This window comes from Bradyrhizobium sp. (genome assembly GCF_030697065.1).
Classification (GTDB): Bacteria; Pseudomonadota; Alphaproteobacteria; order Rhizobiales; family Xanthobacteraceae; genus Bradyrhizobium.
In genome coordinates, this window is record NZ_JAUYQU010000170.1 from 1 (window position 1) to 26,030 (window position 26,030).

General features: G+C 64.6%; 26 protein-coding genes. 12 read left to right on the top strand and 14 right to left on the bottom strand.

Annotation, left to right across the window (positions count from 1 at the left end; genetic code table 11):
* Positions 1 to 1,196, top strand: a 1,196-nt coding sequence (locus tag Q8R73_RS13160) for a class I adenylate-forming enzyme family protein (RefSeq protein WP_305719980.1), incomplete at its 5' end; no start/stop codon positions are given.
* Positions 1,197 to 1,229: 33 nt separating this feature from the next.
* Here the strand turns inward: Q8R73_RS13160 and Q8R73_RS13165 are convergent.
* Positions 1,230 to 2,087: a hypothetical protein gene (locus Q8R73_RS13165; RefSeq protein ID WP_305719981.1), complete on the bottom strand. Its 858-nt coding sequence runs from the start codon at positions 2,085 to 2,087 to the stop codon at positions 1,230 to 1,232.
* Between the two features lie 301 nt (positions 2,088 to 2,388).
* Here Q8R73_RS13165 and Q8R73_RS13170 point away from each other — a divergent pair, with 301 nt between their 5' ends.
* The 5 genes from Q8R73_RS13170 (at position 2,389) to Q8R73_RS13190 (ending at position 7,175) form a co-directional block, all read left to right on the top strand.
* Positions 2,389 to 2,553 carry a Flp family type IVb pilin gene (locus Q8R73_RS13170; RefSeq protein ID WP_305719982.1) on the top strand — a complete coding sequence of 55 codons (165 nt, stop codon included), beginning with the start codon at positions 2,389 to 2,391 and terminating at the stop codon, positions 2,551 to 2,553.
* Between the two features lie 272 nt (positions 2,554 to 2,825).
* A complete protein-coding gene (gene cpaB, locus Q8R73_RS13175; RefSeq protein ID WP_305719983.1) occupies positions 2,826 to 3,623 on the top strand; it encodes a Flp pilus assembly protein CpaB in 798 nt (265 codons plus the stop codon).
* Positions 3,624 to 3,666: 43 nt separating this feature from the next.
* Positions 3,667 to 5,130, top strand: coding sequence for a type II and III secretion system protein family protein (locus Q8R73_RS13180; protein WP_305720002.1), 1,464 nt, complete (start codon positions 3,667 to 3,669; stop codon positions 5,128 to 5,130).
* 39 nt (positions 5,131 to 5,169) lie between these two features.
* The gene (locus tag Q8R73_RS13185; RefSeq protein WP_305719984.1) at positions 5,170 to 5,913 is read left to right on the top strand and encodes a CpaD family pilus assembly protein; all 744 of its coding nucleotides are present in this window, start codon (positions 5,170 to 5,172) and stop codon (positions 5,911 to 5,913) included.
* Positions 5,910 to 7,175 (top strand): AAA family ATPase, encoded by a 1,266-nt coding sequence (locus Q8R73_RS13190; protein WP_305719985.1) that lies wholly within the window; start codon positions 5,910 to 5,912, stop codon positions 7,173 to 7,175. Before Q8R73_RS13185 ends, Q8R73_RS13190 begins: the two co-directional genes overlap by 4 nt.
* Positions 7,176 to 7,196: 21 nt before the next feature.
* Here the strand turns inward: Q8R73_RS13190 and Q8R73_RS13195 are convergent, their stop codons facing one another.
* On the bottom strand, positions 7,197 to 8,003 hold the full coding sequence (locus Q8R73_RS13195; protein ID WP_371126092.1) for a tetratricopeptide repeat protein: 807 nt from the start codon (positions 8,001 to 8,003) through the stop codon (positions 7,197 to 7,199).
* A gap of 161 nt (positions 8,004 to 8,164) precedes the next feature.
* A complete protein-coding gene (locus Q8R73_RS13200) occupies positions 8,165 to 8,410 on the bottom strand; it encodes a PilZ domain-containing protein (RefSeq protein ID WP_305719987.1) in 246 nt (81 codons plus the stop codon).
* 473 nt (positions 8,411 to 8,883) lie between these two features.
* Between Q8R73_RS13200 and Q8R73_RS13205 the strand changes: the two genes are divergently transcribed.
* The 6 genes from Q8R73_RS13205 to Q8R73_RS13230 all read left to right on the top strand — a co-directional run bounded on the left by Q8R73_RS13205 (position 8,884) and on the right by Q8R73_RS13230 (position 14,364).
* Entirely contained in the window at positions 8,884 to 9,609 is a 726-nt protein-coding gene (locus Q8R73_RS13205) for a PilZ domain-containing protein (RefSeq protein WP_305719988.1), read from the top strand.
* Between the two features lie 149 nt (positions 9,610 to 9,758).
* Positions 9,759 to 10,412 (top strand): tetratricopeptide repeat protein, encoded by a 654-nt coding sequence (locus Q8R73_RS13210; protein WP_305719989.1) that lies wholly within the window; start codon positions 9,759 to 9,761, stop codon positions 10,410 to 10,412.
* 33 nt (positions 10,413 to 10,445) lie between these two features.
* Entirely contained in the window at positions 10,446 to 10,979 is a 534-nt protein-coding gene (locus Q8R73_RS13215) for a hypothetical protein (protein WP_305720003.1), read from the top strand.
* 150 nt (positions 10,980 to 11,129) lie between these two features.
* Positions 11,130 to 12,515 carry a ribosome biogenesis GTPase Der gene (der, locus tag Q8R73_RS13220; RefSeq protein ID WP_305719990.1) on the top strand — a complete coding sequence of 462 codons (1,386 nt, stop codon included), beginning with the start codon at positions 11,130 to 11,132 and terminating at the stop codon, positions 12,513 to 12,515.
* Positions 12,512 to 13,783: a TCR/Tet family MFS transporter gene (locus tag Q8R73_RS13225; RefSeq protein WP_305719991.1), complete on the top strand. Its 1,272-nt coding sequence runs from the start codon at positions 12,512 to 12,514 to the stop codon at positions 13,781 to 13,783. Before der ends, Q8R73_RS13225 begins: the two co-directional genes overlap by 4 nt.
* Before the next feature lie 284 nt (positions 13,784 to 14,067).
* Entirely contained in the window at positions 14,068 to 14,364 is a 297-nt protein-coding gene (locus tag Q8R73_RS13230; RefSeq protein ID WP_305719992.1) for a hypothetical protein, read from the top strand.
* A gap of 192 nt (positions 14,365 to 14,556) precedes the next feature.
* Here the strand turns inward: Q8R73_RS13230 and Q8R73_RS13235 are convergent, their stop codons facing one another.
* The 11 genes from Q8R73_RS13235 to Q8R73_RS13285 form a co-directional block, all read right to left on the bottom strand.
* Positions 14,557 to 15,732: an ABC transporter substrate-binding protein gene (locus Q8R73_RS13235; RefSeq protein WP_305720004.1), complete on the bottom strand. Its 1,176-nt coding sequence runs from the start codon at positions 15,730 to 15,732 to the stop codon at positions 14,557 to 14,559.
* A gap of 197 nt (positions 15,733 to 15,929) precedes the next feature.
* Complete coding sequence (locus tag Q8R73_RS13240) at positions 15,930 to 16,670, bottom strand: SDR family NAD(P)-dependent oxidoreductase (RefSeq protein ID WP_305719993.1); 741 nt, start codon at positions 16,668 to 16,670, stop codon at positions 15,930 to 15,932.
* A gap of 145 nt (positions 16,671 to 16,815) precedes the next feature.
* Positions 16,816 to 18,324, bottom strand: a complete 1,509-nt coding sequence (purF, locus tag Q8R73_RS13245) for an amidophosphoribosyltransferase (protein ID WP_305720005.1) — start codon at positions 18,322 to 18,324, stop codon at positions 16,816 to 16,818.
* A gap of 31 nt (positions 18,325 to 18,355) precedes the next feature.
* Entirely contained in the window at positions 18,356 to 18,982 is a 627-nt protein-coding gene (locus Q8R73_RS13250; RefSeq protein ID WP_305719994.1) for a CvpA family protein, read from the bottom strand.
* 160 nt (positions 18,983 to 19,142) lie between these two features.
* Positions 19,143 to 20,627 carry a DNA repair protein RadA gene (gene radA, locus Q8R73_RS13255; RefSeq protein ID WP_305719995.1) on the bottom strand — a complete coding sequence of 495 codons (1,485 nt, stop codon included), beginning with the start codon at positions 20,625 to 20,627 and terminating at the stop codon, positions 19,143 to 19,145.
* A gap of 106 nt (positions 20,628 to 20,733) precedes the next feature.
* A complete protein-coding gene (locus Q8R73_RS13260; RefSeq protein WP_305719996.1) occupies positions 20,734 to 21,414 on the bottom strand; it encodes an HAD family phosphatase in 681 nt (226 codons plus the stop codon).
* A 132-nt stretch (positions 21,415 to 21,546) separates the two neighbouring features.
* On the bottom strand, positions 21,547 to 22,836 hold the full coding sequence (locus tag Q8R73_RS13265) for a hemolysin family protein (protein ID WP_305719997.1): 1,290 nt from the start codon (positions 22,834 to 22,836) through the stop codon (positions 21,547 to 21,549).
* Positions 22,837 to 22,987: 151 nt separating this feature from the next.
* The gene (locus Q8R73_RS13270) at positions 22,988 to 24,403 is read right to left on the bottom strand and encodes an adenylate/guanylate cyclase domain-containing protein (protein WP_305719998.1); all 1,416 of its coding nucleotides are present in this window, start codon (positions 24,401 to 24,403) and stop codon (positions 22,988 to 22,990) included.
* Between the two features lie 28 nt (positions 24,404 to 24,431).
* A complete protein-coding gene (locus tag Q8R73_RS13275; protein WP_305719999.1) occupies positions 24,432 to 25,160 on the bottom strand; it encodes a sulfite exporter TauE/SafE family protein in 729 nt (242 codons plus the stop codon).
* 39 nt (positions 25,161 to 25,199) lie between these two features.
* Positions 25,200 to 25,523, bottom strand: a complete 324-nt coding sequence (locus Q8R73_RS13280; RefSeq protein WP_305720000.1) for an NIPSNAP family protein — start codon at positions 25,521 to 25,523, stop codon at positions 25,200 to 25,202.
* Between the two features lie 168 nt (positions 25,524 to 25,691).
* A partial coding sequence (locus Q8R73_RS13285) for a TRAP transporter large permease subunit (protein ID WP_305720001.1) occupies positions 25,692 to 26,030 on the bottom strand: 339 nt, incomplete at its 5' end.

Genomic DNA, 26,030 nt, shown 5'->3' on the forward strand with positions numbered 1-26,030 from the left:
TGGCCGACCGTCTGCCGGACCCGCGTGACGTTCCCGATCTCGTGCATCGCATCGCGGTCGATGACGATGCACTGAAATCGCGGTTCTCGTCGCTGACCGACCACCCGCCTTCGCCGGCGACCGCTGACGTCGGCGAGGAAGATACCGCGATGATCCTCTACACCTCGGGGACGACGGGCAAGCCGAAGGGCGCGATGCTGTCGCATTGCAACGTCATCCATTCGGCCATGGTGTTCGTGTCGTGCCTGCAACTCACCGGGGCGGACCGCTCGATCGCCGCGGTGCCGCTTGGCCACGTCACCGGCGTGGTCGCCAACATCATGACCATGGTGCGCTGCGCCGGCGCGCTGATCATCATGCCCGAATTCAAGGCCGCGGAATATCTCAAGGTCGCGGCGCGGGAGCGCGTCACCTACACCGTGATGGTGCCGGCGATGTACAATCTCTGCCTGCTGCAACCGGATTTCGAGAGCACCGACCTGTCGAGCTGGCGGATCGGCGGCTTCGGCGGCGCACCGATGCCGATTGCCACCATCGAGAGACTCGCTGCGAAAATTCCCGGCCTGAAGCTGGCGAATTGCTATGGCGCGACCGAGACCACCTCGCCGTCCACCATGATGCCCGGCGAATTGACCGCCAGCCATATCGACAGCGTCGGCCTGCCATGCCCCGGCGCCGATATCGTTGTCATGGGGCCTGACAGCCATGAGGTGCCGCGCGGCGAGATCGGCGAACTCTGGATCCGCTCGGGTTCGGTGATCAAGGGCTACTGGAACAACCCGAAAGCGACGGCGGAGAGTTTCACCGGCGGTTTCTGGCATTCCGGCGATCTCGGTTCGATCGACCATGAAAATTTTGTCCGCGTGTTCGACCGCCAGAAGGACATGATCAACCGCGGCGGCCTGAAGATCTATTCTGCCGAGGTGGAGTCCGTGCTTTCAGGCCACCCCGGCGTGGTCGAGAGCGCCATCATCGCCAAGCCGTGTCCGGTGCTCGGCGAGCGGGTGCATGCTGTCATCGTGACCCGGGACAGCGGCGTCGGCGCCGAGACGCTACGTGCCTGGTGCGCTGAGCGGCTGTCGGACTACAAGGTGCCGGAGACGATGGAGCTCACGCTGGAGCCGTTGCCGCGCAATGCCAACGGCAAGGTGATGAAACGGCAGCTGCGGGATGCCTGGCTCGCCGCGCAAAGTTAAGGGCCAATTCCGGGCGATAGCAACTCCGCAAGCCTACAGTTTCGGCGCGCTGGCCCTCGGCAACGGGTTGCGCTCGTCCTGTTCGGCCTCGAGCGCATCGGCGTCGATCCTGGCCGCGCTGATCATGCGCTTGAAATCCAGCAGCGTGAATTGAGCCTTGCCGACCCGGTCCGGCGTGGCGCCCGGCGTCAGTTCGACGCTGAGCGCGCCGTCGCAATTGGCGCCCTTTGCCTCGCCCAGCAGGGCGGCCAGGTTTTTTTCCTTTTCCAGCGAGCGTTTTACCACGGCCACGCAACTGCCGCGGCCGTTGCTGTCGTTCAGCTTCAGCGCGGTTTTCGGGTCGAGCGGGCGGTCGACCGCCTCCAGCGCCGCCGCTTCCTTGTACTTCGCGCCGACCGACATGATCGATCCCTTGCGATAGAAGTAATAGAGATGCTGATTTCCGACGATAGTCGGCACGCCGTATTTGTCCAGGATCTGCTTGACCATCGCGGCCTGGGAAGGCTGGTCATCCTGCGCAAATGTCAGGTTTCGGTCGATGAAATAAACGAGGTTCGCGCTCGCTGGCGACGAGAAGCCGCTGGTGAGCAGCTCGCCGGTCTGTTTCGGGCCGGAGGCAAGGGTGAAAACCAGCGCGGCGGTATAGCTGAGGCCGCTACCCCCGAATTTCTGCTCCTGAATATCCGCCTTGCCGCGCCCCTTGAACGACGATTCCAGGATCGTCCGCGCGGCTGCAGCCGAGGAGTCCGCGGAGATGCCCAGAATATCCGGGCGCGCTTTCTTCGAGAACGCGGTCTCCGGCGTCTTCGGCTTGATCTCGTAGGCCAGGGCAGTGGCGGGCAGGGCCGCCGGGCCGGCGGCAACAAGGGCAATCAAGACGCGGCGAAACATGAATCCACCTTCAATATAGCATCAAAGCAAGGTTAAGGGGATTACGCCAAATTTCGAGCCACGATGTCAATATCGCCCGCTCCGTTCACGGCTCTAATATTGCGCAAGGCGCTTACCGAACAGCAAAATCCGGGAATTATCGCTCTCGCCGGGCCCTGCGATCGTGTCAATTTATCATACAACTTGCGCGCAATATCGGGAAAAGTTGCACCAATTTGCTTCACCCAAGCTTAGAAATTTCGGCAATAGGTTCCGTCGAGGGAACTGGTGGAGCAGGACCCATAGCGAGAGAGAGCATCACATGAAGCGTTCCATTCTGAAGTTTCTGAAAGACGAGTCCGGTGCGACGGCCATCGAATATGGCCTGATTGCAGCCGGCATTTCGCTGGCGATCATCGCGGTCGTCAACGGCCTCGGCACCAACCTGAACACCAAGTTCACCGATATCAATACTTCGCTGAAGTAACGGCGTCCCCCCTTACGGGGGCTTCGCAAACCCTGGCGGCGGCCACTGTGAAGTCAGTGTGCCGCCGTTTTCTTTTTTGCGATCAACATGACCGGTAACGATCTCTTCACCATGAACGCTCCGTTCACCATGAGGTAAAATCTACGCAGTCTTTCAGTAAACATCCTGAGCCCCTCAAGCTCCCTTATACCTTTACTGCCTAGTCATGAACGGAGGAGACGTCGTTATCACTGCAGTTCAGGCGTCCAGCGTAAAAGCAGATCGTAAAGCGTATGAATACCGCCCGCATTGTTGTCCTGACCATCGCTCTCGGTGCCGGTGGCGTCGCCGCCTACCTCGCGAGCGGGACTGAGCAGAAGACCGCTGCGGTCGAGCCGGCGGCACAGATGCCGACGGTCGATGTTCTCGTCGCCAGGGCCGACATCGCTCTCGGCCAGTCGCTCAAGCCCGACGATCTGCAATGGCAGACATGGCCGGCCTCGTCGACCAGCAACAGCTTCATTCGCCGCGGCGAACGCCCAGAGGCCACCACGCAGGTGGCGGGGTCGATCGCGCGCGCGCCTTTCATCGCCGGCGAACCGATTCGCGAACAGAAGCTGGTCAGGGCCGATGGATCCGGCTTCATGGCCGCGATCCTGCCCCCCGGGATGCGGGCGATCTCCACCGAGATTTCACCGGAGACCGCCGCCGGCGGCTTCATCCTGCCGAACGACCGGGTCGACGTCATCCTTTCCAAGCGCGAGAAAGGTGCCGACAAGAACGGTCCCGACGTCGTCAACTCCGAAATTATCCTGAGCAATGTTCGCGTGCTCGCGATCGATCAGGCACCGAAGGAGAAGGACGGCCAGAACGCCGTGGTCGGCAAGACCGTCACGCTCGAGCTGAAGTCCGATCAGGCGGAGACGCTGGCGCGGGCGCGCCAGACCGGCACGCTGGCGCTGGCGCTGCGCAGCATCGCCGACCTCAACGTGGTCGAGAACGTCTCCGGGAATTCTGCCGAGCTCAAGCGCGGCGAAAGCATCAATGTGGTGCGCTACGGCGTCCCAAGCGAGACGACGACACAGAAGTGACCGAAGGACGCTCAATATGAAATACCGGGGAAATCAGTTGGTGATGCGGACCTGGATGGTCCGTGCGCTTTCGTTTTCGGCCGTCGCTGTGCTGACGCTCAATCCGGTCCCGACGCCCGCTGTTGCCGCCGACGAACCGGTCGCGGCGCCGGTCGGCGAACAGGCGCCGATCGTGTCGCCGGTCGCCACCGTCGGTTCGACGAAGGTACGCTTTCTGGCGCTCGGTATCGGCAAATCAGTGGTCATCGATCTGCCGCGCGAGGTCAAGGATGTGCTGGTCGCAGATCCCAAGATTGCCAATGCGGTGGTGCGTTCGGCGCAGCGCGCCTACATCATCGGCGCCGCGGTCGGCCAGACCAACGTGGTGTTCTTCGATGCCGCGGGCCACCAGGTCGCGGCCTATGACATCGCGGTCAAGCGCGATCTCAACGGCGTCCGCGCGGCGCTGCGGCATACCTTGCCCGGCATTCAGATCGAAGGCGTCGGCGACGGCGTCATGCTGACCGGCTCGGTATCCAGCCCGATCGAGGCACAGCAGGCCGGCGACCTCGCGGCGCGGCTGGTCGGCGGCGCCGAAAAGGTCGTCAACTCGATCGTGGTCAGGGGCCGCGACCAGGTGATGCTGAAGGTAACGGTCGCGGAAGTGCGGCGGGACATCGTCAAGCAGATGGGCGTCGATCTCAGCGCCAGCATGAACTCCGGCACCACGATCGTGAGATTCAACAATACCAACCCGTTCACCGCAAACAGCGGACCGCTTGTCCCCGGCAACGGGCTTGGCGCGTCGTTCGGCTCGATGCCATCGGTCCAGGCGACGCTGCGCGCGATGGAAAGCGCCGGCGTCGTGCGGACGCTCGCCGAACCCAATCTGACGGCGATCTCCGGCGAGTCCGCGACCTTCATCTCGGGCGGCGAGTTTCCCATTCCGGCCGGCGTGACCTGCCAGCCGGTCGCGGGGGGCGGCATCGGGCAATGCGTCCAGACGGTCAGCTACAAGAAGTTCGGCATCTCGCTCAACTTCACGCCGGTGGTGCTGAGCGAGGGGCGGATCAGCCTGCGGGTGATGACCGAAGTGTCGGAAGTCTCGACCGAGAACGCCCTGACCGGCGGTGCCGGGGGAACCACGATCCCCTCCATCAAGACCCGCCGTGCCGAAACCACGCTCGAGATTCCGTCCGGCGGCTCGATGGCGATGGCCGGACTGATCCAGGAGCAGACCAAGCAGGCGGTCAATGGATTGCCCGGTCTCGACTCGCTGCCGGTGCTCGGCGCGCTGTTCCGGAGCCAGGATTTCATCAACAACCAGACCGAACTGATGGTGCTGGTGACCCCCTACGTGGTGCGGGCGGTATCGCAGAAGGAATTGTCGCGTCCCGATGACGGATTCGCGCCGGCATCGGATTCGCAATCAACCCTGCTGGCGCAGATCAACAAGATCTACGGCGTCGCCGGCCGCGCCGAACCGGTCGGCAGCTACCAGAGCAACTTTGGATTCATCATTGACTGACGTGACGCCCGGCCGACAACGCGGGATGAGGACTGGACGATGACGAACAGAACGCCGCTCGATCGCCTTCGCACCCTGCGCCTGTTGGGTGCGCTGGCCGGCCTGTCGACTGTGCTTGGAGCATGCAACTATACCGGCGCGGAAGTCGCGACGACGGCGAGCGTGCCCAACGACTACCGGCAGCGTCATCCGATCGCAGTTCAAGAAGCCGACACGTCGATCGTCGTTTTCGTCGGCCAGGGACGCGGTGGCCTGTCCGGTCCGCAGCGCGCCGACGTCATGGGACTGGCACGGACCTGGGTTCGCGAAGGCACCGGCGCGATCGTGGTCGATGTGCCGGTCGACACGCCGAATGCGCGGGCCGCGTCATCGGCGTTCCGGGAAATCCAGGGGACGCTCGCGGCGGGCGGCGTGCCGCCTCGCGCGATCAAGGTCAACCGCTACCATCCGGACGATCCCCGCACGCTGGCGACGATCAGGCTGAGCTATCCGAAGATTTCGGCGGTCGCCGGCCCCTGCGGCCTGTGGCCGGAAGATCTCGGGCCATCTGTCCTGAACAAGGGCTATAGCGAAAACCGGCCGTATCATAATTTCGGTTGCGCCACCCAGCGCAACCTCGCGGCGATGATCGACAATCCGGCGGACCTCGAGCAGCCGCGATCCGAAACCGCCGCCTACACCGCGCGGCGCACCGCGGCGTTCGAGAAATATCGCAAGGGCACCGCCACCAGCACCAGCTATCCCGAAGCCGACAAGGCCAAACTCAGCGATACCGGAAAATGAGCAGCCACGTCCGTAAACAAGACGATCAGCCGAGCCTGCCTGTGCCGCATGCGGATGATTATATCGCGCCGGCGCCGCGCGTATCGGTGCAGGCCTTTTGCGAGTCGGTGGCGACCGCTGTTGCGGTGAAAGCCGCGGCCGAAGACCGCCGTCTCGGCAAGGCCCATCTCACGGTCCAGATGGGCGGCGTGGCGACCGCCATCGAAAACTACCGGACGGTGCCGACGCCGAACGTGATCATTCTGGAAACCGAAGGCGGCAGCGATATCCTTGCCGGCCTCGACGACCTCGCATCGGTATGCGATCCCGGAACCCGTGTCGTGGTGATCGGCACCGCGCACGATGCCGCGCCCTACCGCGAACTGGTGCGTCGCGGCGTCAGCGACTACGTCATCGGTCCGGTCGTTCCGCTCGACGTGGTGCGTTCGGTCTGCAGCCTGTTTTCGGCGTCGGAGGCGGTCGCCGTCGGCCGCGTCATCGCCGTCGTCGGCGCCAAGGGCGGTGTCGGCGCGTCCACCGTCGCGCACAACGTGGCCTGGGCGATCGCCCGCGATCTGCAACTCGATTCCGTCGTGATCGATCTCGACCTCGCGTTCGGCACGGCCGGGCTCGACTACAACAAGGACCCGCTGCAGGGGATCGCCAATGCGATCTTCTCGCCCGACCGGCCCGATACCTCCTTCGTCGACCGCCTGCTGGCGAAGTGCACCGACAATCTCAGCCTGCTGGCGGCGCCGGCATCGCTCGACCGGGTCTACGACCTCGGCGCGGACGCTTTCGATGCGATCTTCGACACGCTGCGCATGACGACGCCGTGCATCGTGCTCGACGTTCCGCACCAATGGTCGGGCTGGACCAAGCGCGTTCTGGTCGGCGCCGATGACATCTTGGTGGTGGCCGAGCCGGACCTCGCCAATCTGCGCAACGCCAAGAACATGCTGAACATGCTGAAGGGCGCCCGGCCCAACGACCGGCCGCCGCTCTATTGCCTCAACCAGACCGGCATGCCGAAACGACCGGAAATCAGCGCCGGTGAATTCGCCAAGGCGATCGAGAGTCAGCCGATCGCTTCTATCCCATTCGACTCACGCATGTTCGGCACCGCCGCCAATAACGGCCAGATGATCGCGGAAATTTCCGCCAATCACCGCACCACCAGGATGTTCCTGCAGATGGCGCGGCAGCTGACCGGCCGCGGCGAAACCAGGAAGCCGAAGGGCTCATTCCTGGCGCCGCTGATCAGGAAGCTGCGGTCAGGGTAGGCGGCGTTTTCGCACAGGCGGTCAGTTGGGCCGCCCGGCCACCGGCATTCTTCCTGCTTCGGCGCGGGCATTGCCCTTGCGCGACAGCATTCGCTGGAGATCGGCGACATTCGCCGCCGCTTCCTCGGCCGGCCGACCGGCCTTCACGATGCTTTCGGCCTCGGCAAGGCGGCCCTGCAGGCCGACCACCAGCGCCAGATTGAGCCGCACGCGCAGATCCGCATCCGCGCTGCTGTTGGCGCGGCGCATGATCTCCTCCGCCTTGGGTAGATCCCTGGCGAGGACGTAGGAAAGCCCCAGATTGGACAGCACGGACGGTTCTTCGGGCACGATTTTCAGCGCGCTCGAATAGTATTGCCGCGCTTCCTCGTAGCGGCCGAGTTGATCGAGCACGGCGCCCTGGGCCGAGAGTATCCGCCAATCCGGATCGTCGGGGCTGTGGGCGCGGGTCAGGACGTCGAAAGCCTGCTGAAAATTGCCGTTGTCCGCCAGCGCCCGGCCATAGCCGGCCATCACCGCCTTGTTGCCGGGGTGAGCAATGGTGGCCTGCTCGAGCACGGCTGCGGCCTGGGACTTCTGTCCGGTGGCGCGGAGCGCCTTGCCGAATTGCAGCGCGGCGTCGGCGTCCTTGGGGTTGGCGCGAAAACGATCGCGGGAGCTTTCGAGGTCACGCCTCGGGTCGGCGGTTCGGGTTGCTTCGGTCTTCTCTCCCAGTGACCCCGTGACGTCGGACAGGCCGGCGGTCTGGCAGCCGCACAGCCCCGACAGCAGGATGGCTGACGCTGCCGCCAATGCGGCGCGTCTTGCGAAACTAGGATGGTGGCGCAACTGCTGGAGCACGGCTTGACCTATCGCCCGCGTGACTGGTCAAAAATGCTTGCAGTTTAACCCTAAGTTCAGGTTAAGGGGCGGCGCGGGAGAGAACTGCGGCGACCGTTCGCGGCGGGCGAACGACAGCAGGTTCAGCGATGTCGACGGATCATTCCGGCCTAATCGACGAATTGAGCGCCGAATTCGCAACCGATCCGCCAGGCCAGCCGGCATTGGCGCGGGCCACTGTCCGACAGGATGATGGTGAACTCGGCGGGAATTTCGAGGTGTTCGGCGATGATTTTCACGCCGCCCGCCGACACGTCCGTAATCATGCAGTCGCGCGGCAGCGAGCCGGTCCCGAACTGGATCTTCGCCACTCTTCTGCACGGACGACGTTCGCTGCTGCGTCGATTCGCCAACATATCGATCCTTCGCGTTATCTCGAGAATGCTCCACCCGGCATCGTCGTTTCGTTTTACAGAAGAATCGTTGGAATAGGCCTAGCGCAACCGCTCGCAGTTTAGGCGTTCCGTTCGAATTGCCTTCACCACGCGAGGCGGGACGCGATCACTGCACGGATCGGCACCGTGGACGTCAGATCGTCGTGGGTAGTTATGCAATGGATGCCGGAAGTTTACCGAAAGGAAACGGTTAGGAGTTAGGTTCCCGTCGGGGAACACTATCCTTCCGCATCGATTCAGCCAATCTTAGCGTTTTTGCCGCATGCTGCGCGCATCGCAGGCGATTGCCGTGCGCCCCGATCGAATACGGACGGACCGCGGCAGACAACTCACTTGCGATATCGAGAATGCCAACGGCGTGGGCCCGGTTCCCGACGTCCCGGCTCGCGATCAATATGTCGCTGAAATGAGTAGATATCCGCGAGGATTTACCTTTGTCAGTCGAGACATTTCTCAAGCAGAGAGCGGTCAATCTTGCCGTCACAGGCAGTTACACTCTGCCGAACTGGTATGATCCCCAGGGCAGGCTGCGTACCTTCGCGTGCCGGACCACGCGCATTTCTCCGTTCCGGATGATGGTCGACGTGCCCGTGGTCGGCAAGGTCGGCGACCGCCTCAGCGCGTACTTCCGGGACTTCGGCAATTTCGACGCCAGCATCAGCGAGACCCGGGCCGGACTGTTCCTGATCGAACTCGAGATGACCCGGCCAATGCGGGAGAAGTTTGCGAGCAAGCTCACCTGGCTGGAAAAGAAGCAGAAGGAGCCCGGCCTTCCCGACTTGCGCAGGGACGCGCGCATCATTCCGACAAGCCCCCATTCCACCCTGACGCTGGCTGACGGCACCACCCAGGAATGCTTCGTCATCGACATGTCGTCGTCGGGCGTCGCGGTTTCGGCCCAGTTGCAACCGCAGATCGGAACGCCGCTGGCGGTGGGGGCCTGCATCGGTCGCGTCGTCAGGCTGCAGTCCGATGGCTTCGCAGTCAAATTCGTCGAGCCGCTGAACCGCCACGAACTCGAACGGCGGCTGGTGACGCGATTTGCACCGCCGGCGCTTTCTGGCCATGTCCCGGCTGCGCCCCGCAGGAGTGGCGGTGTCCTGCCGGCCGCTGCATCTTTGCAAGCCCGGGGTGTGGGTCCGGATCAGACCGGCCTTTGAATTCAAGCACGTCCTTGGTAACGCTTTGATCCGGCTTGCTTTGCCTTGCCGCCGCCATATCGCTAGGGTATCGCCGCCGCCACGCGGGGGTCGGCGTTGAGGCGGAACACGCGGATTGGCGCGCTCCATCGGGGATGGGATAAGTCTAAGTGTCTGAATTATTTGATGAAGTTGACGAAGACATTCGTCGCGACCAGCTCAGGAAGATCTGGGAGCGGTATTCGATCTATATCGTCGCCGGTGCGCTTTTGATCATCGCCGCGGTGGGCGGCTGGCGGGGCTATGCGTATCTGGAGGCCAAGAAGGCGGCCGAGGCCGGCGCGGCCTTCGACAAGGCCTCGGAACTCTCCGAACAGAACAAACATGCCGAGGCGGAGGCCGCCTTCGCGGATCTGGCTGCCAAGGCGCCGTCCGGTTACCGCGTCCTGGCGCGGCTGCGCGTCGCGGCGGAAGCCGCATCGCGGGATCCGCAGGCGGCAGCGAAGCTGTACGACGACATCGCTGCCGATCGCAGCGTCGGCGCGCCGGAGCAGGATCTCGCCCGGGTTCGCGCCGCCGGATTGCTGCTGGAAACGTCGACCTATCCCAATATGCTGCAGCGGCTCGAGCCGGCCACCTTGCCGGGGGCGACCTTTCGCCATACCGCGCGCGAACTGCTGGCGCTGTCGGCCTGGCGCGCCAACGATACCACCGCGGCGCGGCAGTGGCTGGACGTGATTGCCAATGACGCCGAGACGCCGGCAAGCCTGCGCTCGCGTGCGGAAGCGCTGCAGGCACTGCTTCCGCCGGCCGCCAAGAGCTGACGGTGGGAAAACCAGTTGAGTGAGAAACCGACCATGCGCCGCCCGCAACGCCTGATCGCCACCGCCGTCGTCATCGCCTTGTCGGGCGTAATGGGCGGCTGCGCCGGCGGCATGAGCAGTTTCGATCCGTCCGATCTGCTCGACTTCCTGGACACCAAGAAGAAGCTGCCAGGCGAGCGCAAACCGGTTTTCCCCGAGGGCGTGCCGGGCCTCGAGCAGGGCGTGCCGAAGGATTTGTACAAGGGCTCGCGCCAGGAGCAGCTCGACCAGCAGAACGCCGAGGCGGCCGCCGCCGCCGCCGCGCCGCCCGCGCAGGAGCCGAGGCGCGCCGGCAGGCCGCCGGCCACGGCCAGCCGCGCCGCACCAGATCCCGATGCCGCGCCTGAGGAAGAAGGCAGCACCGCCGCAGCGCCGCCGCCGCCGAAGCCGGCGAAGATCATTCGCCGGCGCACCACCGCGCCGCCGCCGGATCCGCCGGCCGCGCAATCCGCGCCCGCGGCGCCATCGACTCAACAATCCGCTTCGCCGTTCCCTGCGCCACTGCCGAGCGGCACGTTTACGCGCTAGAGCATTCGCGGTTCTGATCGGATCAGACCCGGCTCCGGTCTCTTGTTTTCGAGGCGTTTCTCCGGCGAAGCGGTGCCCGCTCCGCTCGAAAACGCTACAGTTTGTTTCCCATCTCGTTGACGCGCGCCTGCCGGCGCGCCTGGATCATTCATGTCTTTCACCATCGCCATCATCGGCCGGCCCAATGTCGGAAAATCGACGCTGTTCAACCGGCTGGTCGGGCAGAAGCTCGCGCTGGTCGATGACACGCCGGGCGTCACGCGCGATCGCCGCGAGGGGCAGGGGCGCCTCGGCGATCTCGAATTCACGCTGATCGACACCGCCGGCCTGGACGAGGGCGCCAAGGGCTCGCTGACCGCGCGGATGCAGGAGCAGACCGAAACCGCTATCGCGCTGGCCGACGCCCTGATGTTCGTGATCGACGCGCGCGCGGGCCTGACCCCGAACGATCGCGGCTTTGCCGATTTCGCGCGCCGCGCCAACAAGCCGGTGGTTCTGGTCGCCAACAAGAGCGAAGGCAAGCACGGCGAGGCCGGTGCGATGGAATCCTATGCGCTCGGCCTCGGCGAGCCGATCCAGATTTCCGCCGAGCATGGCGAGGGCCTCAGCGATCTCTACGACTCGCTGCGCGCGATCATGCCCGAGCCGGTCGAGGAGAGCGAAGAGTTCGACGATGACGACGTCATCGTATCGGACGAGGAGATCGCCACGCGCCCCATTCGCGTCGCGATCGTCGGCCGGCCCAACGCCGGTAAATCCACGCTGATCAATCACCTGCTCGGCGAGGAGCGGCTGCTGACCAGCGCCGAAGCCGGCACCACCCGCGATTCCATCTCCGTCGAGGTCAACTGGCAGGGCCGGGATTTTCGCGTGTTCGATACCGCGGGATTGCGGCGGCGCTCGCGGATCGAGGAAAAACTGGAAAAACTGTCGGTGTCGGACGCGCTGCGCGCCATTCGCTTCGCCGAAGTCGTGGTGCTGATGATGGATTCGCAGAACAAGTTCGAGGAGCAGGATCTGCGCATCGCCGACCTGATCGAACGCGAGGGTCGCGCGCTGGTGATCGCGGTCAACAAATGGGACCTGATGGGCAAGCAGTCCAGCCTGGTCGCCGGCTTGCGCACCGACGCCGATCATCTGTTGCCGCAGGTCAAGGGCATGCCGATCGTCGCGGTGTCCGGCCTGATGGGCGAGGGCATCGACCGCCTGATGAGTTCGATCGAGCAGGCCTATGCGGTGTGGAACAAGCGGGTGCCGACGGCGACGCTCAATCGCTGGTTCGAGCAGGCGGTCGACGCCAATCCGCCGCCGGCAGTGTCGGGCCGGCGGCTCAAGCTGAACTACATCACACAGGCCAAGGCGCGTCCGCCGAGCTTCATTCTGTTCTGCTCGCGCGCCGACGCCGTGCCGACATCCTATCTGCGCTACCTCGTCAATTCGATGCGTGAATTCTTCGAACTGCCGGGCACGCCGGTGCGGATCTCCTTGCGCGAGAAGGCCAACCCGTTCGCCCACAAGCGCAAGCGGCCATCGTGACCGAGGCCGGCTCCGCGAGCACTGTCGCGGTGCCCGCGGCGCGCGGCGGCGCCGTGATCTTCATCTTCATCACCATCCTGCTCGACATGCTCGCGCTCGGCCTGATCATTCCGATCCTGCCCAAGCTGGTGGAAAGCTTCGTCGCCAACGACACCGCGGACGCGGCGCGCATCTTCGGCCTGTTCGGCACGGCATGGGCCCTGATGCAGTTCTTCTTTTCGCCGATCCTCGGCGCGCTGTCGGACCGGTTCGGCCGCCGCCCGGTCATCCTGCTGTCGAATTTGGGACTGGCGCTCGATTACGTGTTGATGGCGCTGGCGCCGTCGCTGCTTTGGCTGTTCATCGGCCGGGTGATCTCGGGCATCACGTCGGCCAGCGTTTCCACGGCATACGCCTACATCACGGACGTGACGGCGCCGGAACGGCGCGCCGCGGTGTTCGGCAAGATCGGCGTCGCGTTCGGCGCCGGATTCATCCTGGGCCCCGCGGTCGGCGGCCTGCTTGGCGACATCGATTCCCGGCTGCCATTCTGGGTCGCGGCGGGTTTGAGTTTTGCCAATACGCTTTATGGCTATCTGATCCTGCCGGAATCGCTACCCCGCGCACGCCGTTCGGCGCTGCGCTGGAAGAGCGCCAACCCGATCGGCGCGCTGCATCTGTTGCGCTCCGATCGGATGCTGGCGGGATTGTCGGTGGTAAATTTCGTCGCGCAGACCGCGCATGTGGTGCTGCCGAGCACCTATGTGCTCTACGCCACCTACCGGTACGGCTGGAACACCACGACCGTCGGCCTGACGCTTGCCATGGTCGGCATCTGCACGATGGTGGTGCAGGGCGCAGCGATCGGGCCGATCGTGCGGCGTTTCGGCGAGCGCAGGGCGCTGATGCTGGGGCTCGGCTGCGGCGCCGTCGGCTTCCTGATCTTCGGGCTCGCGCCGACCGGACCATTGTCATGGCTCGGCATTCCCGTGATGGCGCTTTGGGGCTTGTCGGGGGCGGCGATCCAGGCGCTGATGACGCAGCTGGTGGCGCTGGACCAGCAGGGCCAGCTGCAGGGCGCCACCACCAGCGTGCAAAGCGTGTCGCAGATGATCGGGCCGTTTCTGTTCACGCTGACATTCGCTTATTTCATCGGCGCGCAGGCGCCGCTGCAAATGCCGGGCGCGCCGTTCCTGCTGGCGGCGGCGCTGCTGCTGCTGGCGCTGGTGATCGCCGCGCGCACGCTGGCGGGAAAGCCAGCCGCAGCGCCGGTTCGAAAGTCGGGATAAACGCATCGATACGCGGCAGCGGCATCTTCGCGAAAGGCGCCACGGCCGCAAAGAATGCGATCGGAGAAATCAGGCCGATCAGGGCGCGAACGGCTTCGCGGCGCCGGGCGCGGCGCACAGATCTTTTTTTTTGGAGCGGCATCAACGATTCATTAACCATCTGGGTCTTTGATCGGCATGGATGCACGAAGCGGCACCTAGCCCGATGCCGGGCATCGACCGTTTTCGGATCGAGAACGGGCGAGGTCTCGCTCCAGCTCGAAGCCGGACTTCAGGAGACCGCGATGGTCGCAGACAGCAACAGCCAGATTGCGTGGCATCGGGCTCAGCTCGGGAAGCATCGTGCGGCGCTGAAGCAGATCGCAACCGCGCGGCATGACTTCGGCGAGATCGCGGGCTCGAATGCGATCGCCCGCACGCACAAGACGGTCGTCGAGCTGAAACGCAAGATCAGGGATTCCGAGCGGATCATCGCGGCCTATGAGCGGCAGACCCGCCGTCCGCTGACGACCGACTTCCAGACCCTCGCCAGCGCCCCGTGGAGCAAGTGGAATGGCTCTGACTCTCCGTACCGGCGTTAGGGCGTCCGGCGTCCCGTCCAGCCCGCGCCCCGTCCCTGTATAAGTTTGCTGGCCGGCCGGTTTGCTTGTCCATACCGAGGTGATTCCGGGATGGTCCGTTAGCCCCAGACCCCAGGCGCGCAATTGCGCGCCGGGGAATCTCGAGAGTCCGGGTTCGATGCTTCGCACCGCCCCGGAATGACTGCTACGCAGTCACTTCTTGAGCAACGGACACTCGCTCGCCGACAGCGGTTTTGCCGCGTCTTCCGGCGCGATCGTGGCGATCTGCTTGTAGTAATCCCACGGATATTTCGACTCCTCGGGCTTCTTCACCTCGAACAGATAGGCCGGGATCAGCCGGCGTCCGTCGGCCCGCAGCGGGCCCTTGCCGAACAGGGGATCGTCGGTCGGCAGTTCCTTCATCTTGGCAACGACCTTGGCGCCGTCACGGGGATTGCCGCCGAGCGCTTCCATCGCCTTGAGGTAATGCAGCACCATGGCGTAGTTGCCGGCCTGGGTCATCGATGGCATCGAGTTCTTGTTCGCCAGCGCAGCGAACCGCTTCGACCAGGCGCGTGTGGCCTCGTTCTGGTCCCAGTAGAAGGATTCCGTGAACGTGAGGCCCTGCGCCGTCTTCAGGCCCAGCGAATGCACGTCGTTGATAAACAGCAGCAATGCCGCGAGCTTCTGGCCACCCGCGACGATGCCGAATTCGGCCGCTTGCTTGATCGAATTGGTGGTGTCGCCGCCGGCATTGGCGAGGCCGACCACCTTCGACTTCGAGGCCTGCGCCTGCAGCAGGAACGACGAGAAGTCCGAGGTGTTGATCGGATGCTTGACGCCGCCGAGCACCTTGCCGCCATTGGCGGTAACGACCGCGGAAGTATCGCGCTCCAGAGCGTGGCCGAAGGCGTAATCGGCGGTCAGGAAGTACCAGCTGTCGCCGCCCGCCTTGGTCAGCGCCTTGCCGGTGCCGTTGGCGAGCATGTAGGTGTCGTAGGTGTAGGAGATCGTGTTCGGGGTGCAGGCCTTGCCGGTGAGATCGGCTGAAGCCGCGCCGGAATTGAGCAGCACCGCGTTCTTTTCCCTGGCGAGGTTGCTGACGGCGAGCGCCACGCCGGAGTTCGGCGTATCGGCGATCGCGTCGACCTTGTCGCTGTCGAGCCACTGCCGCGCGATGTTGACGCCGACGTCGGGCTTGTTCTGGTGATCGCCGCTGACGACGTCGATCTTCCAGCCCTTCTTGAGCAGACCGGAATCCTCGACCGCCATCTTGACCGCGACTACCGAATTGGGGCCGCCGATGTCGGCATAGAGGCTGGACATGTCGTTCAGCACGCCGATCTTGACGGTCTTGTCCTGCGCAAGGGCAGGCGACGCAAGCCCCATTCCGGCGACCGCGATGAGCGCGGCGGTGGGCCGCGCGAGCAATTTCTTCTTCACTGAGTTCCTCCAGAGGTTACACCGGGAGGCTCTCTTTTCGGAGCCTCGCCAGCGCCCCCGTTAGTACGTTCGGCGCCGCGCGGCAATGCACCTATCGTAGCGCGTCCGGGCCGCGTTGAAGTACGGGCGGAACCGGCAGATGCTCACCCCGGTGCGCGAAAACTCTGCAGCGTTCGCGTCGGGTAGTCATACAGCCTTCCGGTTTCGGTCCATGCCGGCGCGCACAGCGGCAGGATCCATTCGGCGACCTGGTCCGGCGTCTGCAGCGTCAGCGGGTCCTCGCCGGGAAACACGATGGCGCGGATCCGGGTCCGTGTCGGGCCGGGATTGAACAGATTGACGCGTATCTTGGTGCTGGCGGTTTCGTGCGCCCAGGCCCGCGCCAGCGTCTCCAGTGCCGCCTTCGAGGCGGCATAGGGACCGAGATAGGCATTGGCCTGGCTCGCCGCCGCCGAGGTGACGAATACCGCGCGGCCGGCGTCGGATTGCCGGAGCAGCGGCTCCATGCAGCGGATCAGCTGGAAGTTGGCCGTGACGTTGATCGCCATCACATCGTTCCACGACTTCAGATCGATATGGCCGAGCGGCGAGGAGGGGCCGGGGACGCCGGCATTGCCGACGAGAATGTCGAGCCTGCCATGGCGTTCATGCAGTGCCGCGGCGAGCCGGACGATGCCGTCGGAATCGGTGAGGTTGAGCGGCACCAGCGTGGCGGCTCCGCCGTCCTTGCGGATTTCATCGTCCAGTTCCTCGAGGCCGCCCTGGGTTCGCGCTACCGCGATCACATGGGCGCCGGCTTTTGCCAATGCGCGCGCCGTAAAATAGCCGATGCCGCGCGAGGCGCCTGTGACGAGAGCGATGCGGGAGGAAAGGGGAAGGGACATTGTAAGACTCTATCGGCCGTCGTCCCTGCGAACGCAGGGACCCATACGTCGCGCAGTTTATGATGAGGGAAGGTGTCTGCGTCCAGCGGTGTGCAGAACGCTACGGCCGGTGGCTATGGGTCCCTGCGTTCGCAGGGACGACAAGTCAGCTCGCCTCCGCCAGCAGCGACAATTGCCGCGGCTGCGGCTCGGTCTCGCTGTGGTCGGTAAGGTGAGTGGGATAGTCGCCGGTAAAGCAGTGATCGGAAAATTTCGGATTGGCGGGATCGCGGCCGGGCTCGCCCATGGCGCGGTACATGCCGTCGATCGACAGGAACGCCAGCGAGTCCGCGCCGATGGCTTCGCGCATCTCATCCAGCGAATGGGTCGCTGCCAGGAGGCCGCCGCGGTCGGGCAGGTCGATGCCGTAATAATCGGGGTACAGGATCGGCGGCGAGGCCAGCCGGAAGTGGACCTCGCGGGCGCCGGCGTCGCGCATCATGCGGACGATCTTTTTCGAGGTGGTGCCGCGCACCAGCGAATCGTCGATCAGGATGATGCGCTTGCCCTCGATCGCGGCGCGGTTGGCCGAATGCTTCATGCGGACGCCGAGTTCGCGCACGCTCTGGGTCGGCTGGATGAAGGTGCGGCCGACATAATGGTTTCTGATGATGCCGAGTTCGAACGGCACGCCGGAATACTGGCTGTAGCCGATCGCGGCGGGTACGCCGGAATCCGGCACCGGCACCACGACGTCGACCTCGACATGGCTTTCGCGCGCGAGCTGCGCGCCGAACGCCTTGCGGACGTCGTAGACCGAGCGGCCGCCGACGATGGAATCCGGCCGCGAAAAATAGATGTATTCGAAGATGCAGGGCCGCGGCGCCTTCGGCGGGAACGGCTTGTGGCTCTCGGCGCCGCGCTCGTCGAACACGATGATCTCGCCGGGCTCGATGTCGCGAACATACTTGGCGCCGATCATGTCGAGCGCGCAGGTTTCCGACGCCAGAATCGGGCAGCCGTCGAGTTCGCCCAGCACCAGCGGGCGAATGCCGAGCGGGTCGCGGGCGCCGACCAGCTTCTTGTTGGTCATCGACACCAGCGAATAGGCGCCCTCGATCGCGCGCAGCGCCTCGATGAAGCGGTCGATGAACCGGCCGCGCTTCGACTGCGCCACCAGATGCAGGATCACTTCGGTGTCGGTGGTGGACTGCATCATGGCGCCGTTGCGCACGAGCTCGCGGCGGAGGGTCAGTCCGTTGGTGAGATTGCCGTTATGGCCGACGGCGAAACCGCCGGCATTGAGTTCGGCGAACAGCGGTTGCACGTTGCGCAGGATGGTGGCGCCTGTGGTGGAGTAGCGGACGTGGCCGACCGCGATGCTGCCGGGCAGGCGCTCGATCACCTCGCGGCGGGAGAAGGTGTCGCCGACCAGACCGAGCCGCCGCTCCGAGTGAAAGCGGGAGCCGTCGAAGGAGACGATGCCGGCGGCCTCCTGGCCGCGATGCTGCAAGGCGTGCAGTCCGAGCGCGGTGATGGCGGCGGCCTCGGGGTGGCCGAAGATGCCGAACACGCCGCATTCCTCGCGCAGCGTGTCGCCTTCCAGATCGTCCTGCAACTCGATCGCCGTTGGGTTCAGGTCAAGTTGGTCAGCGGGATCGGAAGGGTTTTTCATCTCGTCCATCGCGCCTCTCTTTTGGCCTGTCTCAACGCCCGACTTTGTCGATCTGCTTCTTCAAGCCGTCGCGGGCGTCTTTGCTATAGCCATCGGCAGGGGCCGGCGTCGCCGGCTCCGCGTCAGTCTGCTCTTCGTCTGGTTTATCTTTCTTGAATCTCTTCAAGATGGTGTTCTCGGGGTCATCCGGCAAGAGCGACATCAGCCAATCCCCGGTTCCCTGCAGTACCACGCGGGACTTCGCCCCGGTCACCCAGTCCGGCCGCTGCTTGTCCGGAACCAGCCAGGAGAAGAACAGGAAGGCCACGACCACGATCAGGAGGCCGCGCGCCAGCCCGAACAGGAAGCCGAGCGTGCGGTCCAGCGCGCCGATCCGGGAATCCAGGATCATGTCGGAAATCCGCACCGTGATGATGGAAACCACGATCAGGGTGCCGATGAAGACGCCGGCGACCACGACGACGGCGGCGATGGTCTCGTTCTGGAAATAGGTTTTCGCGGTCGGCAGCAGCCTTCCATAGGCATAGAGCGTGACCAGCGCCGCGGCGCCCCATGCCGCGATCGAGAGAATCTCCCGCATGAAGCCGCGCACCATCGCGAGCAGGCCGGAGATCAGCATCACCGCGAGCAGGACGAGATCGAGTATCGTTATCGGCATCGGCTGGTCAGGTCCGCTCGTAAGTCAAAACTGCGAATCGGCAACGTCGGTGCCGCCCTAAGTGACGGTCATACCGGGCGCCCCGCAAGGCCGGAATTTGCGCTATTCCCATTCCGTGCGCGGGTTGTATAGCGGCGGGGGCAGATGACGTCACGCCCGACTAGCCTTCCTGACGGCGGAATCTCGCCGGTGTGGCATTTTTCTCCACCGCCGCGCCTTCGCGGCCCTCGCGATTTCGCTCCTGGCCCTCCCGCTTGGATCTCGGGGTGCCGCGAGCGGCGATATCCGCCACCAGGCTGGTCAATCCGCCGACGGCATTGAGCACCAGCCCGGCATCGCCGCCGGCTTCGCCGCGCGCCGATTCGGGCAGTATGGCCCGGCCGAACCCGAGTTTGGCTGCTTCCTTGAGCCGGGCCGAGGTCTGCGCCACCGGCCGAACCGCGCCGGACAGCGAAATCTCGCCGAAATAGACCGCGTCGGTCGGCAGCGGCGCATTGACCAGCGACGACACCAGGGCGGCGGCGGCGGCGAGGTCCGCGGCCGGCTCCTGGATTCGCAATCCGCCCGCGACGTTCAGATAGACGTCGTAGCCGGACAGCTTTACGCCGCAATGGGCCTCCAGCACCGCCAGCACCATCGACAGCCGGCTCGGATCCCAGCCCACCACGGCCCGCCGCGGCGTGCCCAGCGTGGTCGGCGCCACCAGCGCCTGCAATTCCACCAGTACCGGACGGGTGCCCTCGATGCCCGCGAACACCGCCGTGCCGGGACTGCCGAGATCGCGCTCGGACAGGAACAATTCGGACGGATTGGAGACTTCGCGCAGGCCGAGGCCCGTCATCTCGAACACGCCGATCTCGTCGGTCGGCCCGAACCGGTTCTTTGCCGCCCGAAGAATCCGGAATTGCTGCGAGCCTTCGCCCTCGAACGACAGCACCGCATCGACCATGTGCTCGACCACGCGGGGGCCGGCGATCTGGCCGTCTTTCGTGACGTGGCCGACCAGGATGATGGTGGCGCCGGATTTCTTGGCGAACCTTATCAGCGCCTGCGCCGAGGCGCGCACCTGGGTCACCGTGCCGGGCGCCGATTCCACCGTGTCGGTCCACATGGTCTGGATCGAATCGATCACGATCAGCCGCGGCACCGTGCCCTCGGACAGCGTGGAGACGATGTCCTCCACCGAGGTTTCGGCGGCAAGCTGCACCGGCGCATCCGCCAGCCCGAGCCGTTCGGCCCGCAGCCGGACCTGCGCCACCGCTTCCTCGCCCGAAATATACACCACGCGGTGTCCCGCCCGCGCCATCAGGGAAGTCGCCTGCGTCAGCAGCGTCGACTTGCCGATCCCGGGATCGCCGCCGACCAGCAACACCGAGCCGCGCACGAACCCGCCGCCGGTGACGCGGTCGAGCTCGGCCATCCCCGAGGACAGGCGAGGGGCCTCCTGGCTCTTGCCGGTCAGGGTTTCAAGCTGGAACAGCCGGCCCCGGCGTTTTGAGCGGATCGAGACCGGCATCGAGGTGGCACCCGTCGTGTCCTCCTCCGCCAGCGTGTTCCACTCGCCGCAGGATTCGCACTTGCCCTGCCAGCGATTGAACGCCGCGCCGCAGTTCTGGCAGACAAAGGAGAGGGTGGACTTGGCCATGGGGAGGGTGCACCAGATTCGGGTGTTCTTATTTTGTTCTATAGCTGATTAATAATCCGTTCGCGACTGAAAACTCGCTTCGGCGCGCAGGTCCCCCCGACTGGCACTAAGCAATGGTCGACTGGTTCGTGAAAAACCCCGTCGCGATCCGCTCCACCTCCGCCCACGACCGCGCCAGATGCACCGCGCCCGCATCCCGCAGCTTCACGTCATGGCCCTCGCGAATATGACTCGCGGCGCAGAGGCCGACCGCCGTCATTCCCGCCGCGACCGCGGCCCTGATGCCGCCGGTGCTGTCTTCGATGACAAGGCATCGCTCCGGGCCGACGCCGAGTTTTGCGGCGGCAAACAGGAAAATGTCGGGATGCGGTTTGCCGCGCGCGACCATGTCGGCGCTGAAGACGTGATCGCCGAATTCGGCTTCCATGCCCAATACCGCCAGGCAGAGCTGCAGGCGGTCGATCGAGCTGGACGAGGCGATGCAGCGGGGAAGGTGGGCGAAGCGCCTGATGAAATCGGCGGCGCCGCTGACTTCCTTCAGATCGGTCCGCAAGCGGTCCAGCGTCGCGCGTTTGAGGTCGCCGGAAAAGTTTTGCGGCAGCGGCCTGCCGATCGCCGCTTCGATCTCGGCCATCGCGTCACCCCATCTTCGCCCGGCATAGCGGTCGAGCGACTGGTCGAGCGTGGTCGCATGACCCAGCCCGGTGACGATTTCCGCCAGCAGGGTATTGGCTATCGCCTCGCTGTCGGCGATGACGCCGTCGAAGTCGAAAATCAGCGCGCCCATTTTTCATTCCGACGTGGCAAGGTCCGCAAGCTTATTATGCGATCCGCCGTCGAAATGGACTCCGGCAACATCGAGCAGCCGAACAATTACTGTTGCGGTGTGTGTCAATCCGAACAGGAAACCGGCCGCCGCCTATGCCCGCTCTACCGGGCTCGCCAGCACCTTGTCGATGCGCCTGCCGTCGAGATCGACGATCTCGAACAGCCAGCCGCCGGCCGCGATCTTGTCGCCGACGGCCGGAATGGCGCCGAATTCCTGCAGCAGGAAACCGGCGAAGGTCTGATAGGGCTTTGAGGGCGGCAGCACGATGCCGAGCAAATCGGCGAACGCGACTGCCGGCATCCAGCCCGAGATCAGATAGGAGCCGTCGTCTCGCCTGACGAAGGGAAGCTCGGCGGGACCCTCTTCGGTGTGGAAAGAGCCGACGATCGCTTCCAGAATATCGGCACGGGTCACCACCCCCTGGAAGGTGCCGTATTCGTCATGAATGAGGCCCATATGCACGGGAGAGTCGCGCAGGATGGTGATGACATCCCGCGCATCGACTGTCTCCGGGATGATCGGCGCATGCCGGATCAACTGGCTGATATCCGGCGTCTTTCCCGACAGGCAGGTGTCGAGCATATCCTTGGCATTGACGATCCCGAGCACGTGGTCGCGGTTGCCGTCGAATACCGGGAAGTGGGAATGGTTGCTGGTTGCGATCGTCGACGCTACCTCGGCAACGTCATCGCCGACGTCGATCATGCTCACTTCGTGCCGGGGCGTCATCACGGCGCCGACCGGCAGGTCGCCGAGCCGCATCACGCCGGCGATCATCTCCTTTTCGCCGGGCTCCAGCACGCCGGCATTCTCGGCTTCGACGACGAGGGTGCGGATTTCCTCCTCGCTGATTTTTTCCTGCGCAGCACCCCTGTGGCCGAGCAGCCAGAGCAACGCCTTGCCCGAGCGATCCAGCAACCATACCAGCGGCAGCGATACCTTCGACAGCAGCTTCATCGCCGGCGCCACCTTGACGGCGATCGCCTCGGGATCGCGCAGCGCGATCTGCTTCGGCACCAGTTCGCCGACGATCAGCGAAGCGTAGGTGATGCCGGCGACGACGACGCCGACGCCGATGGTGTCCGCGATACCCTTCGACACCCCGATTTCGAACAGCCATGCGGTGAGCCGCAGACCCAGCGTCGCGCCGGAAAAGGCGCCGGACAGCACGCCGATCAGCGTGATCCCGATCTGCACGGTGGACAGAAACTTGCCGGGATCGGAGGCGAGCTCCAGCGCCCGGCGCGAACCCCTGACACCCTTCGCGACCAGCGCCGCCAGCCGCGCCGGCCGAGCGGAAACGATGGCCAGCTCCGACATCGCGAGCAGGCCATTTACGACGATCAGGACCGCAACGATCCCGAGTTCCAGATACAGCACGCCTCAGCCTTGTTGATCGGGATCGTCGTCCGGCGGATCGATCGCAATGTTCCTGTCTCGCCAGTCGGCAATGACAGCCCCAAAGATAGGTATTCCCGGGGCGACTTGCCAGATTGCCATTCTGTCGCACCCCCCCCAGCGCCGGCCCCCCTCAAGCCGGGGATGGGGCGCCGTTCGCGCGCGTCCAGATCGCCACGGGTTGTTCGATGCCCCGGACGGCGCAGGCCGGTTTCTCGACCAGATGCATGAAATCGGCGTTCTCGCATTTGCCCTCCGCGCGCGCCCGCTGAACCAGATCGTGGCTGGCCACCATGGCGCAGCCGAATTCGCGGGTCAGGGACTCCAGCCGGCTCGCCGCGTTCACCGTGGTGCCGATGACGGCGAATTCGAGCCGGTTCAATCCGATATCGCCCAGCACGACCGGGCCGTAATGCAGGCCGAGGCTGAGCTGGATCGGCGGCTCGCCGCGATGTTTTCGCTCGAGGTTCAGTTCGTCCATCGAGCCCATCATGGCCTGCGCGCAGCGCAGCGCATTGCCGGCGTCGCATTCCCCGGTGAAGGGCGTGCCGAATGTCGCCATCAGTCCGTCGCCGAGGTATTTGTCGAGCGTTCCCTCGTGGCGGAAAACCTCGCGCTCCATCCGTTCGTGAAAGCGGCGCAGGGTGCCGATCACCTCGGTCGGGCTGCGGCCGTCGGCATAGGCGGTAAAGCCGACGATATCGGCGAACAGCACCGCGACATCCTGGGTTCGAACCTGCTTCAGCGGCTCGTCATTCTTCGAAAGCTCCTCGACCACATTGGGCGAAAAGTACCGCGCCAGATTGGTGCGCTCGCGCTCGATCCCGGCATGGCTGATCAGGAGCGCGTTGGAACGGCGCGCCGCCAGCGCCAGGATCATGGCGACGATCATGAAGACGGTGATCTCTTGAAACCGCCCGCCGACACCGATCGCCGCGGGATCGATGATCTCGAACAGCCGGATGTCGGAGTCCGTGGCGGCGCGCACGCGTTCGGACAGCGCGGCATGGGTTTCGGGCTGCAGGTAGACCCAGGTGACGGCAACCACCCACAGCGCCGACGTCCAGGCGCCCATTGCCACCACGGTACGCCAGGAATAGGCCAGCGTCGCGGTGGCCAGAAAGATGAAGAAATAGATGAAAGTGTCGAACCGGAACTGCATCGCGGGCGGCCAGTTCACGGTGCTCCAGGGATTGGGCACGACGCTGAGGAAGGTCAGCAGCGCCAGATCGCAGAACATCAGAAACAGCTCCGGCCGGGACCGGCCGGTGGTCTTGCCGACCTTGAGCTGGGCCCAGCCGATCACGGCAAACAGGCTCAGCATCCCCACGTAATAGAGCACCTCCCAGTTCGGATTGATGATCGGCAGGGTGACGGCGGTCACCGCCAGTGCGACCCAGCGCGCGCGGACCGCCAGCAGCAGGCCCTCGCGCTTGCTGTCGGCCAGCGCCGCCTCGGCGAATTTCAAAGTGGCCTGTCGGGCGTCGGTTCGTTCAACCGGCGCGCCGCGGGAAACGGGAATCTCGCTGGTATCCGCCAATACGCTCAAACCATTCACTCCTGATTTCGTACCGGGATCATGCGTCGATAAACGCGTTGAGCAGCATCGCGACCCCCGCCGCCAGCATGATACCATCCATCACCAGCCGGAACATGTCCGGCTCGAGCCGCAATACGAAACGCCTGGCGATGAAGGCGCCCGCCATCAGCGACGAGCCGGCGACCAGGCCTTTCAGCGCGACCTCCGGCGTCAGCGCGCCGAATTGCTGGAAGGTGAGGGATTTGCTGACATACAATCCGAGCGAACCTGCGGCCTCCGTGCCGAGGAACGCGCCCCTGGTCAGCCCGTAGAACAGGAATAGCGGCACGCTCAGCGGCCCGGTCGACACCACGATGCCGGTGAGATAGCCGATCACGGCCCCGCCGATCGCAAGGTGCCAGAGCGATACATTCAGATGGTGGCGGGCGAGCCAGTGCCGCACCGGCACCATCGCGATCAGGAACAGCCCGATCGAAATATCCACCGCATGCGGCGGCAGCACCAGCAGCGTGCGCGCTCCCAGCGCGGCGGCGGGAATCCCTGTCACGGAGTAGGCGGCGCAGGCGCGCCAGTCGACCTCGCGCCACCAGACCAGGATGCGGGACAGATTGGCCATCACGGCGGCGACCGCCATGATCGGCACCGCCTGCTGCGGCCCGTATTGATAGACCAGCACCGGCATCAGCATGATCGAAGAGCCCGTGCCGACGATGCCGGAGATGGTCCCGGCCGCAAGTCCGACCACGAGGACGAAGAGGAGGTTCAAGGGCGGTGTCTCCCGCGCCGGCCTCGCCGCCGAATGCAGCTACGGATGCGGTCCCCACGGCGCCGCGAGCAGAAGCTTCACTTCCTGCGTCATGACCAGCGGCCGGAATTTGCCGGCGAAGTTCATGAAGTCGGGATTGGCGAACAATAATTGCCAGGATTTGCGGCGATCGGCGTCATCCTCGAATTTCCAGAGATGGATGATCTGGTTGATGGTGCCGACGTCACTTTGAAAGTAACCGACCAGCTTCCTGTCGTGCTCGCCCTTCTGCATCGCCGGAAAACCGATCTCCTGATAGAGCTTCACGGCTTCCGCCATTTTGCCGACGTAGAGGGTATAGGTGCGCAGCTCGTAGATCGCCATGGCGTTCTCCCTAATGAAAATGCGTTGGCGGACTGTATTGATGCGTGCGCCACCGAGGCATTAGAGCGGAAAAGGCCTGGTGTGACTACCCGGCGGAAAATCCCCCACAGTCGGTCGAGCCGGGCGCGATTTAGCCGGCAATCATCGCCAACGGCGCCCGGTCCGCGTTCACCATCCGATTGCCTTCGGCAGCCATGTTGCAATGCCGGGGAAGAAGAACAAAAGGACGAGCGCAAAAATCTGCATCGCAACGAATGGAATGATGCCGCGATAGATGTCGCCGGTGGATATTTCGGGAGGCGCGAAGCCACGGAGAAAGAACAGCGACCAGCCGAACGGCGGCGTCAGAAACGACGTTTGCAGATTCACGCAGATCAATGTCGCCAGCCACACCAGGTCGACATTGGCATTGATGAAGATCGGCAGGAACAGCGGCACAGCAATATAGGAAATCTCGATCCATTCGATGAAGAATCCGAGAACGAAGATCAGCAGCATCAGGAACCA

Excerpts from the sequence above, each read along its gene's own strand:
- Q8R73_RS13280 (WP_305720000.1), bottom strand. The coding sequence starts at position 25,523 with ATGGCGATCTACGAGCTGCGCACCTATACCCTCTACGTCGGCAAAATG.
- Q8R73_RS13250 (WP_305719994.1), bottom strand. The coding sequence starts at position 18,982 with ATGCCGATAACGATACTCGATCTCGTCCTGCTCGCGGTGATGCTGATC.
- radA (WP_305719995.1), bottom strand. The coding sequence starts at position 20,627 with ATGGCCAAGTCCACCCTCTCCTTTGTCTGCCAGAACTGCGGCGCGGCG.
- purF (WP_305720005.1), bottom strand. The coding sequence starts at position 18,324 with ATGAAAAACCCTTCCGATCCCGCTGACCAACTTGACCTGAACCCAACG.
- Q8R73_RS13200 (WP_305719987.1), bottom strand. The coding sequence starts at position 8,410 with ATGTTGGCGAATCGACGCAGCAGCGAACGTCGTCCGTGCAGAAGAGTG.
- Q8R73_RS13180 (WP_305720002.1), top strand. The coding sequence starts at position 3,667 with ATGCGGACCTGGATGGTCCGTGCGCTTTCGTTTTCGGCCGTCGCTGTG.
- Q8R73_RS13170 (WP_305719982.1), top strand. The coding sequence starts at position 2,389 with ATGAAGCGTTCCATTCTGAAGTTTCTGAAAGACGAGTCCGGTGCGACG.
- Q8R73_RS13235 (WP_305720004.1), bottom strand. The coding sequence starts at position 15,732 with ATGGGGCTTGCGTCGCCTGCCCTTGCGCAGGACAAGACCGTCAAGATC.
- Q8R73_RS13165 (WP_305719981.1), bottom strand. The coding sequence starts at position 2,087 with ATGTTTCGCCGCGTCTTGATTGCCCTTGTTGCCGCCGGCCCGGCGGCC.
- Q8R73_RS13190 (WP_305719985.1), top strand. The coding sequence starts at position 5,910 with ATGAGCAGCCACGTCCGTAAACAAGACGATCAGCCGAGCCTGCCTGTG.
- Q8R73_RS13260 (WP_305719996.1), bottom strand. The coding sequence starts at position 21,414 with ATGGGCGCGCTGATTTTCGACTTCGACGGCGTCATCGCCGACAGCGAG.
- Q8R73_RS13215 (WP_305720003.1), top strand. The coding sequence starts at position 10,446 with ATGCGCCGCCCGCAACGCCTGATCGCCACCGCCGTCGTCATCGCCTTG.
- cpaB (WP_305719983.1), top strand. The coding sequence starts at position 2,826 with ATGAATACCGCCCGCATTGTTGTCCTGACCATCGCTCTCGGTGCCGGT.
- der (WP_305719990.1), top strand. The coding sequence starts at position 11,130 with ATGTCTTTCACCATCGCCATCATCGGCCGGCCCAATGTCGGAAAATCG.
- Q8R73_RS13230 (WP_305719992.1), top strand. The coding sequence starts at position 14,068 with ATGGTCGCAGACAGCAACAGCCAGATTGCGTGGCATCGGGCTCAGCTC.
- Q8R73_RS13185 (WP_305719984.1), top strand. The coding sequence starts at position 5,170 with ATGACGAACAGAACGCCGCTCGATCGCCTTCGCACCCTGCGCCTGTTG.
- Q8R73_RS13240 (WP_305719993.1), bottom strand. The coding sequence starts at position 16,670 with ATGTCCCTTCCCCTTTCCTCCCGCATCGCTCTCGTCACAGGCGCCTCG.